General features: G+C 66.4%; 12 protein-coding genes. 1 reads left to right on the forward strand and 11 read right to left on the reverse strand.

Annotated features, from left to right (window positions below; genetic code table 11):
* Positions 1 to 2: 2 nt before the first annotated feature.
* From ASF60_RS08445 to ASF60_RS25575, 6 genes are all read right to left on the reverse strand, one after another.
* The gene (locus ASF60_RS08445; RefSeq protein ID WP_056183375.1) at positions 3 to 458 is read right to left on the reverse strand and encodes a type II toxin-antitoxin system RatA family toxin; all 456 of its coding nucleotides are present in this window, start codon (positions 456 to 458) and stop codon (positions 3 to 5) included.
* 6 nt (positions 459 to 464) lie between these two features.
* Entirely contained in the window at positions 465 to 1,427 is a 963-nt protein-coding gene (lipA, locus tag ASF60_RS08450) for a lipoyl synthase (protein ID WP_056183377.1), read from the reverse strand.
* A 179-nt stretch (positions 1,428 to 1,606) separates the two neighbouring features.
* On the reverse strand, positions 1,607 to 2,995 hold the full coding sequence (locus ASF60_RS08455) for a diguanylate cyclase domain-containing protein (protein ID WP_162241301.1): 1,389 nt from the start codon (positions 2,993 to 2,995) through the stop codon (positions 1,607 to 1,609).
* 88 nt (positions 2,996 to 3,083) lie between these two features.
* A complete protein-coding gene (locus tag ASF60_RS08460; protein WP_056183382.1) occupies positions 3,084 to 3,764 on the reverse strand; it encodes a PAS domain-containing protein in 681 nt (226 codons plus the stop codon).
* A gap of 297 nt (positions 3,765 to 4,061) precedes the next feature.
* Positions 4,062 to 4,388 carry a hypothetical protein gene (locus tag ASF60_RS25570; RefSeq protein ID WP_244476854.1) on the reverse strand — a complete coding sequence of 109 codons (327 nt, stop codon included), beginning with the start codon at positions 4,386 to 4,388 and terminating at the stop codon, positions 4,062 to 4,064.
* A gap of 92 nt (positions 4,389 to 4,480) precedes the next feature.
* Positions 4,481 to 4,768 (reverse strand): PAS domain S-box protein, encoded by a 288-nt coding sequence (locus ASF60_RS25575; RefSeq protein WP_056183386.1) that lies wholly within the window; start codon positions 4,766 to 4,768, stop codon positions 4,481 to 4,483.
* A 462-nt stretch (positions 4,769 to 5,230) separates the two neighbouring features.
* On the opposite strand from ASF60_RS25575, the gene ASF60_RS08475 reads away from it, so the two are divergent.
* Positions 5,231 to 6,337, forward strand: coding sequence for a PAS domain-containing protein (locus ASF60_RS08475; RefSeq protein ID WP_156376013.1), 1,107 nt, complete (start codon positions 5,231 to 5,233; stop codon positions 6,335 to 6,337).
* Positions 6,338 to 6,597: 260 nt separating this feature from the next.
* Here ASF60_RS08475 and ASF60_RS08480 read toward each other — a convergent pair whose 3' ends face one another.
* The 5 genes from ASF60_RS08480 to ASF60_RS08500 form a co-directional block, all read right to left on the reverse strand.
* Complete coding sequence (locus tag ASF60_RS08480) at positions 6,598 to 6,912, reverse strand: hypothetical protein (protein ID WP_056183390.1); 315 nt, start codon at positions 6,910 to 6,912, stop codon at positions 6,598 to 6,600.
* A gap of 7 nt (positions 6,913 to 6,919) precedes the next feature.
* Positions 6,920 to 8,794: a methyl-accepting chemotaxis protein gene (locus ASF60_RS08485; RefSeq protein WP_082507826.1), complete on the reverse strand. Its 1,875-nt coding sequence runs from the start codon at positions 8,792 to 8,794 to the stop codon at positions 6,920 to 6,922.
* A 627-nt stretch (positions 8,795 to 9,421) separates the two neighbouring features.
* Positions 9,422 to 11,458, reverse strand: coding sequence for a GAF domain-containing protein (locus tag ASF60_RS08490; protein WP_082507822.1), 2,037 nt, complete (start codon positions 11,456 to 11,458; stop codon positions 9,422 to 9,424).
* A gap of 100 nt (positions 11,459 to 11,558) precedes the next feature.
* Positions 11,559 to 12,569 carry a sensor histidine kinase gene (locus ASF60_RS08495; protein WP_056183394.1) on the reverse strand — a complete coding sequence of 337 codons (1,011 nt, stop codon included), beginning with the start codon at positions 12,567 to 12,569 and terminating at the stop codon, positions 11,559 to 11,561.
* A 314-nt stretch (positions 12,570 to 12,883) separates the two neighbouring features.
* Positions 12,884 to 15,358: a putative bifunctional diguanylate cyclase/phosphodiesterase gene (locus ASF60_RS08500; protein WP_082507827.1), complete on the reverse strand. Its 2,475-nt coding sequence runs from the start codon at positions 15,356 to 15,358 to the stop codon at positions 12,884 to 12,886.
* Between the last annotated feature and the right edge of the window lie 154 nt (positions 15,359 to 15,512).

A 15,512-nucleotide genomic window follows, 5' to 3' on the forward strand; every position in this document is an offset into this window, starting at 1 on the left:
GCTCAGACCGCGCCGTAGACCCGGTTGGCGCGTGCCTCGAAGGCGTCCGTGAACTTGCGGAAGGCGCGGTCGAACATCGTGCCCATGAGCAGCCCAAGAGTCCGGCTCTTGAACTCGTAGGTGATGAAGAAATCGACGGTGCAGGTATCGCCTTCGCCGGGCTTGAAGGCCCAGCGGTTCTCCAGGTGGCGGAACGGACCGTCGATGTATTCGGCGACGATGCGCAAGTTGTCGGGGTCAAGGGTGACGCGCGTGGTGAAGCGCTCGCGGATGGCCTTGTATCCGACGCCCATCTCAGCCACGAGCACCTCCGTGCCGTCCGGCCCCGGCTGGCGCCGCAGCACACGCAGCGATTCGCAGAGCGGCAGAAATTCCGGGTAGCGTTCCACGTCGGCCACGAGGTCATACATCTGGCGCGGCGAGTGCCGCACCGCGCGGTTGATCCGAAATGAGGGCATCGAGACTCAGGCGTTGGCGATGCGGGCGAGACGGGCCGCTTTCAGCTTTGCGAAATCCTCACCGGCGTGATGGGAGGAGCGGGTCAGGGGCGTTGCGGAAACGAGCAGGAAGCCCTTGGTGTAGGCGGTGGTCTCCAGGCCCTTGAACTCGTCCGGGGGCATGAAGCGCACCACCGCGTGGTGTTTCTTGGTCGGCTGGAGGTACTGGCCGATGGTCAGGAAGTCGACATCCGCCGAGCGCAGGTCGTCCATGAGCTGGACCACCTCGTTCCGCTCCTCGCCGAGACCGACCATGATGCCGGACTTGGTGAAGATGGTCGGGTCGAGTTCCTTCACGCGTTGAAGCAGGCGCACCGAGTGGAAGTAGCGCGCGCCGGGGCGGACCGTGAGGTAATTGCCCGGCACCGTCTCCATGTTGTGGTTGAAGACGTCGGGGCGGGCGGCGACCACGATTTCGAGGGCGCCGGGTTTGCGCAGGAAGTCCGGGGTCAGCACCTCGATGGTGGTGGCCGGGCTGCGCGCCCGGATCGCCCGGATGGTACGGGCGAAATGCTCGGCCCCGCCATCCGTCAGGTCGTCGCGATCCACCGAGGTGATCACCACGTGGTGCAGGCCGAGCTTTGCCACCGAATCCGCGACCTTGTCGGGCTCGCTCGCGTCGAGGCCTTCGGGCAGGCCGGTGCGGACGTTGCAGAAGGCGCAGGCCCGCGTGCAGGTGTCGCCCATGATCATGAAGGTGGCGTGCTTCTTCTCCCAGCACTCACCGATATTGGGGCAGCCCGCCTCTTCGCAGACCGTGACCAGACCGTGCTCGTGCACGATCTTGCGCGTGTCCTCCCAGCCCTTCGAGCCGGGCGCCTTGACGCGAATCCAATCGGGCTTGCGCTGGATCGGCTTGTCCGGGCGATGCGCCTTCTCGGGGTGGCGCGGGCGCTGGTCATTGCGCAGAAGATCGAGGACGACGGCCATGACAATCCACGGGATTCGCCCGCAAGACGCCGGCGCGTAACCCCGACTTAAGGCCTGGGACTGGCCTCCGCAAACCCGCCGCGTCGTCGTGGCGCGACAGGCCCGCGTGTTCGTCAGGTATCGAGGACGTGATCGGCAGGATCGCCGCGCTGGTTCACCCGGTCGTCTGAGGGGAACGCCTACGTTGCTCGACGATGGGTGCCTCCGCCGTCCGTCTTGGCGCGGTAGAGAGCACGGTCCGCCATCCGATAGACCGTGTCGGGGTCCTCGCCGTCCAGGGGGACCAGCGCGATGCCGATGCTGACCCCGACATCGACGGGGTGCCCCTCGATGACCATGGGCACCTCGATGGCCTGGGCGATCCGGCCGGCGAGGGTATCGATGTCGTCAGTGCAGGCCGCCCCGGTCTGAATGATGACGAACTCGTCGCCGCCCAGCCGCGCCACGGTATCCTCGATCCGGACGACGGAGCGCAGCCGATCCGCCACCATCGTCAGCAGGGTGTCGCCCGCGGCGTGTCCGAGGGTGTCGTTGACCGCTTTGAACCGGTCGAGGTCGAGGCACAGCAGGGCGAATGGCGGCCCGCCGCGCCGGACCAACGCCAGCTCCTGGAGGAATCGTTCCTGGAACTGCATGCGGTTGGCGAGGCCGGTGAGCGGATCATGCCGCGCGAGATGTTCGCTGCGACGCTCAGCCAGTTTCCGGGCTGTGACGTCGAGGGTCAGACCGACGACCCATTCCGGATCGCCCCCCTCGCCGACCACGACCCGTCCGATACAACTCAGCCAGCGCGTGTCGCCCGTGGGCCGGAGGATGCGGAAGTCGGACACGAATGTCCCGCGCGCTTCAATGGCGAGGTCGAGGTCGGTCAGGGTACGGTCCGCATCGTCCGCGTGGATGAGAGGCCGCCAGTCCCGTCTCACGTCGATCTCGATCTCGTCGTCGCCGAAGCCGTGCTGGCGTGCCATCTCGGCGGACAACAGGGCTCGCCCGCTGGTCACGCTGTAGTGCCAAGTCCCGGCATCGGCGGCCTTCAGCGCGAGGTCGAGCAGAAGGGACTGGTCGGCCATCCGCTCGTGCAGCAGACGGCGCTCGGTCTCCCGCCGCAGTTCGGAAACGAGGCGCCGCCGCTGGTCGAGGAGGGACCGGCCGGCGACTTCGGCCTTGATCAGGTCTGCCACCGCGCTCTGCATGAAGTGGATCAACAGGATGTCGATGCCGACAACGAAGGTATAGAGCGCCATGGCGGTGATGACGGAGCCGTTCAGTGCGAACGCGTACTGGCCCGGCATGAAGCAGTACCAAGCTGCAAGCCCGGACAGCGTTGCGCAGACGATGCCCGCATAGGCCCCACACAGGTAGGCCGAGAGGATGACGGCCGGGAAGAACGTGATGAAGGGAAAGCCCGGCGGGAGATGGGGGTGTATGACGCTTCGCACGAGGAGAGCGGCGAGGAAGGCGGCAATCCCGACCGGGATCGAGAGCCTCGGGTGACGATGCGGTCCGGCGGCGGGAAGCAGCAGAGCCAGCGCCGTTCCGCTCCGGCTGACGAAGGTGGACTCGCTCACGGTTGGCGCGTTGACCGCCTCCGTCGTTTCCATGTCGATCAATGGACGATGGTCCTTGCTGGCCGTTGTGGAAATCGGGTCGTCGAGCCTATCCGGCGCGAAGGGACAGGCCGCCGCGTGTCCCCGTGGTCCAGGTGAAGATGACGCCGTTCCGTTCGAAGGCCCGACGGACCGCATCGACCTTTGATGGACGCACGCTGTCGATGCGGGCCGCGTCCTCGATGCGCGCAACCGTGGACGGCGACAGGTCCGCCTCTTCCGCCAGGCGCTCGATGGTCCAGCCGAGCATCGCCCGCGCGCCCCGCACCTGTTCCGTCGTCAGGCGTCCAGGCCCGGCCTCCGCCGAGACCCGGTCAACCTCGAACCGCTTGCTGCCCGTAATCGGCAAGCACACCCCCACCCACTCGCGGATCGTGCCGTCTCGGGCGAGGACGGGGGCGCCGCGTGCGTTGAACCAGCGGTGGACGCCGTCCGCGCACCGGATGCGGTAATCGGTGTCGTAGATGCCCTGATGCAGGACCGCCGTTCGCCAGGCCTCCCGAGTTCGCTGCCGGTCGTCCGGATGGATGGCGTCGAGCCAGCCGTAGCCGGCCATCTCGCGCGATGTCTGGCCGGTCAGTCCAGTCCAGTCCGATCCGACCCTTGTCCCCCCGTCGGCGGTCGCGGTCCAGATGACGGTGGCGACCGCGCGGACAAGCGCGCTGTACCGCTCATGTGCAAGCTCGTTCGGATCCTCGACCGAGGCCGGGGCCTGCAGGGTTCCACCCATCGTGTCTCCTGGGATTACATCGCTCGGTTCAATGATTTGCCAGATTTGAATGGTTTTAGAAGCAATATTCCGCAGAAAGAACGAATTTCATGCTTTCCGCGGGACACAAAAACGTTTGTGTATTTGTTGCAGCGCGCACGGATGATCGCGACCCTGAGGCCGTCTAACCCCGCTTCAGCGTCCGTCAGCCGTGTTCCCGATATCGCCACTTCGCCAGGGTCACGTTGGAGGCGGACCACGGCGTCCGCGGTGGTTACGGCAGGCGTGCTCCTCGTCAGGAACCGTCCGGCGCGGCGCTCACGCCGTTATGTTCCGCGAGGCCTCGCGAACCAGGCGGATCGACGCATCGACCTCCCAAGTCGACGCGGCGGTCAACCCGACACTCAGGCTCATCTCGGTGACTGCGCTGATCATCGCCAGCATGTTCGCGGACATCTTCCCGGCGACCGCCGCCTGCTGCTCAATGGCCGTCGAGATCGCGGCCGAGAGTGCATTGATCTCACCGATGGTTCCGCCGATGCCCGCAATGGCGGTCGCGGCCACGTGCGCGGCCGACTGCGTCTCGGCGATCTGACGAGCGATACTTTCGGTGGCCTTTGCGGTCTGGGCCGCGAGGCTCTTCACCTCGGCGGGTATGACGGCGAACCCCCGACCGGCCTCACCGACTCGCACCGCTGAGCTTGCCCCTAGGTCCGATCAGGGGATTGTAGCTGGCCTCAATCCAGACCTCCCGCCCCCATGGCCGATACGCTTGTACGCGGCCGCCTGGAACTCGCCGCGGCCAGGGCTTCCCAGAAAAGACGATCATCGTCGCCCTCCCGCTCGGCCGGACCGACGGACATGGAATGATGGCGACCCCGGATTTCGGCCAGACGATAGCCCAGCGCGTCCAGGAAGGTCTTGTTGGCGGTGACGACCTTGCCGTCGAGGTCGAACGCGATGAGCGCCTGAGAATCGTCGAGCGCGTTGAGCTTGGAAATCCGCCCATGGCTACCGAAGACCATCGAGCATTTCTTTCATTCGATGGACGAGCCGCCATCATGCGACGAAGGGTGACGACCCCTGCTGACGAAGCCTCGATCCGATCTGCGAATTCCGCCTGCATCGTGCAAGTGTCATGGCATCTATCGTTTCATCGTCATGGCGGCTTCGATCGATCGCCAGAATCAGGAAGGTTCTATTTCATAATGGGATGGACCGGTGGGAGCCGCCCAGTGAATTCTTAAAACGCTCCTGGTTCCGCACCCAAAGCCCCGACCGGATTTGCGATCGGTGCGCGTGCCAACGGACTTTCTACGCCATGTCGGCCTTTCTGGATCCGGCAAAGGCACTTCCCTGACATCGTCAGCGAATTTACAACTTCAGCGTGGGCCAATTCGTTTCTCTTAAGAGTCCGAGCACCAAATTCATGACTTGAACTATTTCATGCCCCGATCGGGTGCGAGTGGGCGATCCGAGGACCAGCGATGCCGACACGTTCACTCATGCGGCCCGGCAATTCCGGCGGGATAGCCTCTGCGCCCCGGGCGTTCTCGTCGCGGCATTTCCTCAAGCTCATCGAGGACACGGGCAAGGTGGGTTTCTGGTCCGCCGATCTTCGGGCCGACCGGATGGATCTCTCTCTCGGACTCTACCGCATCCTGGGGCTCGATCCGGCCGCAGAGATGACCTTCGGCTTCGGTCTCGACATGATCCATCCCGAAGACCAGGCGACGCATGGGGACCAGATCGCGGTGCTGCGCTCGGGCCAGCCGGTCAGTCGCGAGTTCCGGATCATCCGGCCCGACCGGACCCAGCGCTGGATCCTCCACCATGCCGAGGCCATTCTGGGTCCGGACGGCGCACCGAGCCACGGCATGGGCGTGGTGTTCGATGTGACCGCGCAGCACGACACCATGAACGCGCTGATGCAGCGGCATGACCGGCTCAACGCGCTGATCGCCGCCACCGCCACGGTGTTCTGGATCAACAAGGCCAACGGCGAGCCGAGCGAGATGCCTCAGTGGATGGCGCTGACGGGGCAGAGCCATAGCCAGATGCAGGGCTTCGGTTGGCTCGACGCGGTGCATCCCGACGACCGCCCCCGCACCCAGGCGGCCTGGGTGACGGCCGTCGAGCATACCGCTCCTTACAACACCGATTACCGCGTGCTCTGCGCCGATGGCATCTATCGATGGTTCAATGCCCGCGGCGCACCGGTGCTCAACAAGGACGGGTCGGTCCGGGAATGGGTCGGCGTCTGCCTCAACGTACCCGGGCGCAACCGCTACGGCTCGTCCGAAGGTACCGCCCGCAGTTCCGCGCCCCGGGGCACGTCCGCCTCCCCTCCGCCGGGTGACGAGCTGCCGACCCCGGGCCAGATTCGCGCAGCGCGCGCCTTTGCCGGACTGTCGAAGGAGGATCTTGCCCAATTGTCGAACGTCTCGGTCTCGACCATCAATCGCTTGGAAGATCCGAACTCGTCCATCCGGACCCGGAACGATACGGCCATCGCGGTCCGCCGTGCCCTCGAGAAGGCCGGGGTCGAGTTCACGTTCGAGGATGGGGTGAAGCCTGGGGTGCGGGAGGCCTGAGGCTCGGTTGTCCCAAACTTGGTCGCAGTCCGGCGGGACACTGGCTGTCCGGGATCGACCGGCACGCCCCCATCGACGCGCGGTGGAGACGGGGCGGCCCTCCCCCCCTGGTGTCGACAGCGTCTCACGCGGCTCTCGATATCCAGAGGCGTGATATGCGGCGCGATCCGCGGCGACCCGGATGCAGGGCGAAAGGACCCCACATCGGGGGCGATGTCCGACGACCGATTTTTGGCCCAACGCCCGTGTCTGGTCCGGCGTCAGGTGCCGGGTCTGGTGATGGGGCCGTGAAGGGCCGCGTAATCCATGACGGCCTTCGCAAGCCGCGTCATGTTTGCCGCCGCATCTCTGAGCTGACAGACCATCGGGTCGTCGGGCGGCAAGTCGGCAGCAAGCAGGATCACGGCCTCCCGCAAGCCTTCCACCGAGCGCATGATCGCCTCGGACAGGCAGGCAATCTGGCCGTGGCGCGAGCCGAGATCCCTGCCGGCCTGGATCTCCCGTTCGAGCTGGGCTCCCAAGCGACTCATGCCGCTCGGGGACAGATCGACGGGGAGGATGAGCATCTCGGTCATGGCCCCCTCACGCCGCGCGGATCTTGGCAAGGAACCGACTGACCTCGCCATCCAGGTGCTCGGACTGGCGCGAGAGGTCCGAGGCGGCGGTCAGGACCTGGGTGGCCGCGGCCCCCGTCTCTTCGGCCGCGCGGGCGACACCCGACACGTTGCTCGTCACCTCGCCCGTCCCGGTGGCGGCCTCCGTCACGTTGCGCACGATCTCCTGGGTCGCCGCCCCCTGTTGCTGAACGGCTGCGGCGATCGACCCCGCGACGCCGTTGATTTCCTGAATGCGGCGCCGGATGCCGTCGATGGCGCTGACGGCGCTGCCCGTCGCCCCCTGGATGCGGCCGATCTGGCCCGTGATCTCGTCCGTGGCCCGGGCGGTCTGGTTGGCGAGTTCCTTCACTTCGGACGCGACCACCGCAAACCCGCGCCCTGCTTCCCCGGCCCGCGCCGCCTCGATGGTGGCGTTGAGCGCCAGCAGGTTGGTCTGGCTCGCAATGGCCGAGATCATGGCGACGACGTCCCCGATCTTGCGCACGGCATCGCTGAGTTCCTGGACGAGGTCCGCGGTTTGCTGTGCCTCCGCCACCGCCTGGCCGGCAAGGTGCTCGGAACCGGCGACCTGCCTCCCGATCTCGTTGACCGAAGCCCCGAGCTCTTCCGCAGCCGCCGCAACCGTACCGACATTGGCGGCGGCCTGACTGGCCGCCGCGGCCACGGCAGTCGATTGCTGGGCGGTCTCGGTCGCGATCCCCGACATGCTCGAAGCCGTCGCCTGAAGTTCCGTGGCGGCAGACGCGACGGAGGCCAGGACGGCCCCGACCGTCTGCTCGAAGCCGTCGGCGAGGCGCAGGAGGTCCGCCTTGTGGCGCGCTTCGGCGGCGACGCGGTCCCTGGCCGATTCCTCCTCCATTCGCCTGACCTTGTCACGCTGCTCGACCTGGGCGGTGACATCGATGGCGAACTTGGTGATCTGGACGGGTCGTCCGTCGGCATCGAGCACGGGGTTGTAGCTGGCCTCGATCCAGACCTCGCGGCCGCTCTTTCCGAGGCGGCGGAACTGCCCGGCCTGGTGCTCGCCGCGGCGAAGTGCCTCCCAGAAACGGGTGTATTCGGGGCTCGCGCGATGCTCCGGGTCGAGGAACATGCCGTGATGCTGGCCGACGACCTCCGCGGCCGCATAGCCGACGGCGGCCAGGAAGTTGGCGTTCGCCTCGAGGATGCGTCCGTCGAGGTCGAAACTGATCACCGCCTGCGACTTGCGGATGGCATCCACCTGTCCCCGAAGGGCATTGGCCTCGAGTGTTTGCGCCGTCACGTCGGTGGCGTACTTGACCACGCCCGTGACGACGCCGGCCGCATTGCGGATCGGGTTGTAGGAACCCTGGATCCAGACCGCCTTGCCGTCCTTGGCGAGACGCTTGAACGCCGCGACTTCCGCTCGGCCCGAACGCAGACCCTCCCAGAACGCGGCGTAGGCGCGGCTGTCCCGATACCCGGCCTCGACGAAGAGGCCATGATGGCGCCCGCGAACCTCGTCGAGGGTGTAGCCCATGATGTCGAGGAACGCCGCATTGGCCGAGACCACGGTGCCGTCCGGGGCGAACGCGATGACGGCCTGCGACGCTTCGACCGCCGCGAGGCGCTGCGACCGGTCTTCGCTCTCCAGGCGCGGGGCTGCATCGATCCATTCGAGGACGTAGCCCGAGACCTTATGTCCGGAGAGCAAGGGGGTGGCGGTCACATCGAAATGACGGCCGTCGAAGCGGACCAGAATCTTGTGCCGGTGGCGCAGGCCCGGCGGGATCAGCGGCTGACCGGAGACGTCGCGACAGACATCATCGAGGCGCGAACCCGACAGGCCGGGTCGGCCCGTCCCAAGCAGGTCGATCATGGCCGGGTTCATTGTTCTGATGACCGACTGAGCGTCAACGACAAGCACTGCCAGACACAAGCCGTCGAGCATCGCAGAATCACGGCCGAAATTTCGCGACCGAGCCATGAAATCGAACATCGGATACTCCATGTCGCATCAGGAAAGGCCGCAGAGGTATTTGCAGTTACCAGTCCTGAACCTTCCATCATTGTGAAACTTCATCACTTCACAAATTCTGAATTCAAATCCCCGTGCCGGCCTCGAAACAGGTCTTTCCGAGGATGAGAACCCTCACCGAAGCTCGGTTGAGACGTCTGCCGGCCCGGCATGGAAGAATTCATGCCATGGGTCTCATCGGCCCTGTTCGCCTCTTCGCCGCGTGATCCGACGTCGACCTTGTTCACGGACCTCGACTTCTCACCGGCATCAAGCCTGAACGCCCGGGGCCCGCGGTGATCTATGCAAACCCGGCCTTCGCACGCATTCGTCGATCCGGCGTCGTGAAGATCGGCGAGGGATGGCCGAGCCTTGCCCGAACCCGGCGCGATCGGGTGCCGGGAACCGCGCCGGCTCCGATCCTCGCGGGAGAGGCTCCCCGGGTTCAGCGGATCCTGCCTCGCTCGGGCTTGTCCGATGTCGTGCGCTTCAGACTTCGGCCTGAAAAGCCGCCAGGGGAGCCTCAACCGAGAAGACGAGGCCGGTCGGGTCATAGGAGAGTTCCACTACGCCCCCGACCTGACCGGCGAGCCCGCGCTCGATCAGGCGACTTCCGAACCCCTTGCGCGAGGGCATCGCCACCTTTGGACCGCCGATCTCACGCCAGGTCAGGCGGAGTCTCGCCGCATCGTCCTCGCCGAGAACGTTCCACGAAAGGACGACGCGTCCGGTGCCGTTCGCGAGAGCGCCGTACTTCGCGGCGTTCGTCGCCAACTCGTGGAGCATCACCGACAGCGACAGGGTGACTTTGCCACCGATCCTGACCTCCGGCCCCGACAGGTCGAAGCGCGACACGGCCTCCGTATGCAGGTGCAGAGCGGCTTTCACCACGTCCAAGAGAGGACTGCTGCCAATCTGTCCGTCGAGAAGCAGATCCTGCGACTGCCCCAGCGCGGAAAGGCGTCCGGCAAGGACCTCGCTCGCAGCCGTGAGGTCGTTGGCCGAGCGCATGGTCTGCGTGGCGATGGCCTGGACGATCGCCAGAAGGTTCTTGAAACGGTGGCTGATCTCGCGGGTTCGGAGTTGCTGCTGCTCCTCGGCGGCGATCCAGCGCATCGCCAGACGCGCCCGCTCCGCGACGGCCTCCGCGAAGGCGACCTCCTCGGTTGTCCAGTCACGCGGTTCCGCGTCGTGGAGGCAAAGGACGCCAACGAGGCGCCCGTCGGTCATCGCCGGGACGTTGACGAGCGCGCCGATGCCGTATTGCCCGAGCGCGTCGCGGCGCGACGCGGTGCGGGGGTCCGCGCCGATGTCGCGAATCACCACGGTCGTACCGCGGCGCAAATCCTCGACGTAACGGCCGTAATCGGCATAGCGATGGCTGCCGACGACAGTGGGATGCCCCGGCAGGGTCCAATCGCGCTCGAAGGCAATGCCGCTCGCCGTCGTGTCGACGACGCCGTAGGCCGCTCGGCAGAGGCCGAGGGTTCGACCGGCCGTCTCCGACGCCCGGTAACCGACCTCCTCCGGGTCCGTGAGGCCCCGAAGGCGATCGCTGAGGCGCGTCAGGGCCATCTGTCTCCGGGTTGCCAGCCTGGCCGCCGTCAAATCGCGCGAGACAGCCAGAATGCGCTCCGGTCGCCCGTCGACACCGTTGATCGGGGTGACCATCACGTCCCAGAATTTCCGTCGGCCACGACGAGTTTCGGCCCAGCCCGCGAATCGGCCGACGCCGCCCGCTCGGGCGGCGCGGAGCGCGATCTCCGCCCGTTCTTCATCCGGACCCGACCAAAGTGGGGGCCAGCGCATCCCGGAGAACGGGGCGAAATCGTCGATTTCCATGGCGCGCAAGCCCGGTTCGTTCATGGAAGCGAGCCTGCCGTCGAGGTCGAGCACCTTGATGCAATCCTGGGACGCGGCGAGCACGCCCTTGAGAAACGCTTCGCTCGACTGGAGCCGCGCTGCCGATTCTTCCTGGCTGCACAGGGCTCGTCGCGCCTCCATGAGGGCCATGACCTGCATGCCGAGGGTTCTCAGGACCTGCTCCTGGGCGACGGTGAGACCGCCGTCCCGGGGCTCCCGGTCGAGGACGCACAGGGTGCCGAGGCCGAAACCACACGGGGTTCGCAGCGGGACCGCCGCGTAGAAGCGCATCGGCGCTTCGCCTGTGACGACCGGGTTCGCCTGGGTGCGTGGGTCCAAGGCCAGGTCGGGGATGACGAGCAGGGAGGGCTCCGGCAAGGTGTGGATGCAGATCGAACGGTCGAGCCCCGTCTCGGAGCGCTCGAACCCGACCCGAGCCTTGAACCACTGCCGGTCCGACGCCACCAGGGTGATCAGGCCGACCGGCGTTCCGCAGAGTTGCGAGGCCAGCCGGACGAGGCTGTCGAAGGCCTCATCCGCTGGCGTGTCGAGGATACGGTACCGCTCAAGCGCGGCGATCCGGTCAGGATCGCCGAGGCCGAGGGATACCCAGACATCCTCACCGCCTTTCGTCGGCACATCGTCACTGGGGTGCTGTATCATGGGTGTCGGGTCGTTGGCTGCCGGATGACCGAGGCCTGAGTCACCGGGCGGAATGTCATTTGCCGCGAGGTCACTGGCCGCGATGTGGTCTGGTGAGGCGTCATGGGGCGAACGCGGAGCTTTGGAGAGCCGTGAGCAGCAGATCGAAACGGCAACGCACGCCCTCCGGCTCGAAGGCCAGCGTGACATCCCCCTGAAGCTGCCGGCACATCCCGTCTTCCAGGAAGCGTCGTCCGAACCCCCTCCGTGTGGGTTCAGCGCGCATCCGCACGCCGCGCTCGATCCAATCGAGGTGCAGGCGCGGTTCGCCCCCATCGCCGCAAGCCCGGATTTCCCAGGTCACGGAAAGTCGGCCTTCGGGTCTTGAGAGGGCACCGGAGGCGATGGCATTCAGAGTCAACTCGTTGAAGGCGAGAGCCAGTGTCACGGTGGCCTCGGGGCCGAGACGGATCATCGGGCCGCCCATCGTGATGCAGGCGCGATCCGCGAAGGAAGCGAGATTGCGTGCGATGAGCTCGCGAAGCTCGACCGATTCCCATCGTCCCGCCTCCAGCAGGTCATGGGCGCGGGACACGGCGACCAGCCTGGCCTCGAAGGCGTGCCGGAACGCAGCGGGGTCCGGCGTGTGGCGCAGCGTCTGCGTGGCCATCGACTGGATGGTCATCAGGGTGTTCTTTACGCGGTGGTTCAGTTCGTCGCTCAAGCGGCGCTGCCGGCGCTCGGCCGCGATGCGGTCGGAGATGTCGCGGACGACCTTGGATGCGCCGACGACCTTGCCGCTTCCGTTCCGGATCGGCGTGACGCGCAGCAGAACATCGATGATGCGGCCGTCCTTGTGCCGGCGCCGGGTCTCGTAGGCATCGACGGGTTCGCCCCGTCGGATGCGGACGAGGAGGTCGGGCATCTCGTCTCGTCGGCCCGCCGGAGCCAGCATGGTCACCGGCCGTCCCATGGCTTCGAGGCCGGTATACCCGAACAGGCGCTCGGCTGCGGCGTTCCAGGTCGCGATAAAGCCATCCAGCGTCTTCGACACGATGGCGTCGTCGGAGGATTCGATGATGGCGGCAAGCCAGTTCTCGGCCACGTTCGCATCGTCGGTCTCAAGGGGCATCGATCGGGGCTTTCTCGGTTCCCGCGCCGGTGTGGCCCAGTCTCCGGGACGAGGAAACGATGACGTCGTCGCGCGTGTTCGGATGGTTTGGCCCGGCACCGGCTGGCGAATGGAGCCTCTCCTGTCACCCGCCTCCTCCTCGGGGGTCTGCGGCTGCCGAAAATCCCTAGGGCGTTACACAGCGACGCTACTTAAAGCCAAGCGGCTTTCAAGGATGATTGTTGATCATTCGAGATAAAATCGCCGTGAAATGAGATGAAATCGACCACTCGTTTCGTGCACTTCAACGATCGACCTAAATGACAGGTTTTCGCTCATGCCGGTGGTTGAAAACGCCGCTGCAGCGGCTGGCGAGGCCATCCGGGTCGCCCGGGCGGTTCATTGACCGGCCTGACCAGCGAGAGGGTCGGCGTCCGCGTGCGGTCCAACTCGCCGCCACACCCGCCCGCCGGCTGCGGCGGCGCTTCGATGCGCGCGATCAGGGCGGTGATCTCGCCGGCCGGTCGGGCGGGGCTGTAGAGAAACCCCTGGGCGATGTCGCAGCGCTTGGCCCGAAGAACGTCGAGCTGGGCCTGCGTCTCCACGCCCTCCACCGTCACGTTCATCGACAGGGCCCGCGCCATTCGGGCGATCGCCTCGACCACGGCGACCTTCTCGGGCCGTCCCTGCAAGTCACGGACGAAGGACCGGTCGACCTTCACCTTGTCGAACGGAAATTCGGTCAGGTAACTCAGGCTGGAATAGCCCGTGCCGAAGTCGTCGAGAGCAATCCGCACGCCCAGGGCGCGCAGGCGCTTCAGGTTGCCCAGAACCGCGGGTCCATGGTCGAGCAGAACGGATTCGGTGATCTCGATCTCCAGGTTCTCCGGCGCCAATCCGGTTTCCCGGAGGATGGCGGCGACCTCGTCGTGGAACGTCGGCATGCGGACGTGGATGGAGGAGATGTTCACGGCGACCCGCAGGTCGGCCCACAGCCGGGCGTCGGCGCAGGCCCGGCGCAGGGCCCACCGGCCGATCTCCACCACGAAGCCGGTCGCCTCCGCGATCGGGATGACTTCGCCCGGCGAGACCCAGCCGTGGCCGGGCTTGTTCCAGCGCAGCAGCGCTTCGAAGCCGACGACCCGCCCGCTCCGCATGTCGACGAGCGGTTGATAGTGCAGTTCCATTTCGTCGGACGCGAGGGCAACGCGCATGTCGGCATCCAACTGGCGATGGCGCAGCGCCTTCTCCTCCAAGGACGGGTCGAAGCCCTGCCACCGTCCCTTGCCGGCGGCCTTGGCGGAATAGAGCGCCAGGTCGGCGCGCATGAGCAGGCTCTCGGGGTCGACGGCGTCGTCCGGGGCGTAGGCGATGCCGACGCTCGCGCCGATATCGAGGCGCACGGAGTTGATCTGGAACGCGCGGCGCAGGGCGGACACGATGCGCGTCGCCAGCGCCTCCGCAGCCTCCGGGTTGGTATCCGGAACGACGAGCGCGAACTCGTCGCCCCCGAGCCGGAAAGCCGAGGCTTTGGACCCTGCGAGGTCGGTGAGGCGCAAAGCCACGGCCTTCAGAAGCCGGTCGCCCGTTCCGTGCCCGCGTTCGTCGTTGACGGCCTTGAAGCCGTCGAGGTCGAGATAGAACAGGGCGCCGCATCGTCCCGTCGACACGCCGTCGTCGCAGAGCGCCTGAACCGCTTCCTGGAACGCCGCACGATTGGGCAATCCCGTCAGGGTGTCGTGTCCGGCGAGGAACGTGATGCGTGCCTGGGCTTCGCGGCCCGCCGTGGTGTCCGATCCGACACCGCGATACCCCTGAAACGTTCCCGACTCGTCGAGGACGGGCTTTCCGTTGAGGGTCCACCAGCGGATGCCGCCCGATGTCCGCAGCCGTACCGTCCGGTCACGGAACGGCGCGCGCGCCTCGATCGCCGCGACGACCGCGTCGATTTTCGCACGGCCCTGGGGGCCGTCCGCGTAGCGATAGAGGATATCGGCAAGGGTGCAATGGTGCAGGCCGGTGGCATCGACACCGAGCAATTCGCCAAGTCGTCCGGAGGCATGCCGCAAGCGACCGGTGTTGTCGGTCTCCCAGAGCCAGTCTCTCGCCCCCTCCTCGAAATCGTTGAGGAGCAGGCCGATGGTCTCGTTCTGCTCCTGCACCTTGAGACGGTCGAGGATGCGCTGGTGAGAGAGGCGACACATGCGGCGCGCGCTGATGAACACGAACGTCGCATAGATGACCAGCAGAACCGCGATGTATCCGCCGACCGGCGCGTCCGTTCCGGCCAATCCGACGATCGCCCCAGCGACGACAGGAGCGACGAGCAGGATCGCGACGGAGAAAATCGGGCCGACCACGTAGGCGTCGGAGATCAGCCCGGCACAGACGGCGACCACCACGATCCGATAGGCGTTGTCCACCGACGGAAGCAGCATCGCCGGCATCGTCGACCAGACGAGCCCGAGGCCGAAGGAAAGCACCTTCGCGAGGAGGAAGCCGCGGCGGACCGCCGTTGGGGTCGCGCAATCGCGGAACCGCCTCCGGTGGTGCCGTGTGGCGACGAAGGTCGCCGCGCACAGGGACGTCACACTGATCGCGAGTCCCATCAGATAGGTGTTCGGGGCGATATCCCAGAACATCCAGGCGAGCGCCACGACCACGGCGGCCTGCGTGACGGCCGAAAAGTTGGCGAGGTGCAGGGTCTCGCGAAGCAACGCCGTGCGGATGTGCCGTTTGAAGCGATCGTCATTGCCGCCCGGCACATTCGATCCATCGCCGTGGAACACTGCGTCGTCGGAGACCGACATGGCTTTCATTTCCCCCCGTTCGACGTCATGTCGCCGCTGTCGGGTGATGTATCGCAGTGACAAGCTGCCGACGGTTCAAGCCGATCCGCGAAAAGCGGGAGCATCCCGTGGATTCCGTGGGCGTTTTCGTAGCATTCCGCCTCAGCTTCACCGG

Source organism: Methylobacterium sp. Leaf113, from assembly GCF_001423325.1.
Taxonomy (GTDB): Bacteria; Pseudomonadota; Alphaproteobacteria; order Rhizobiales; family Beijerinckiaceae; genus Methylobacterium.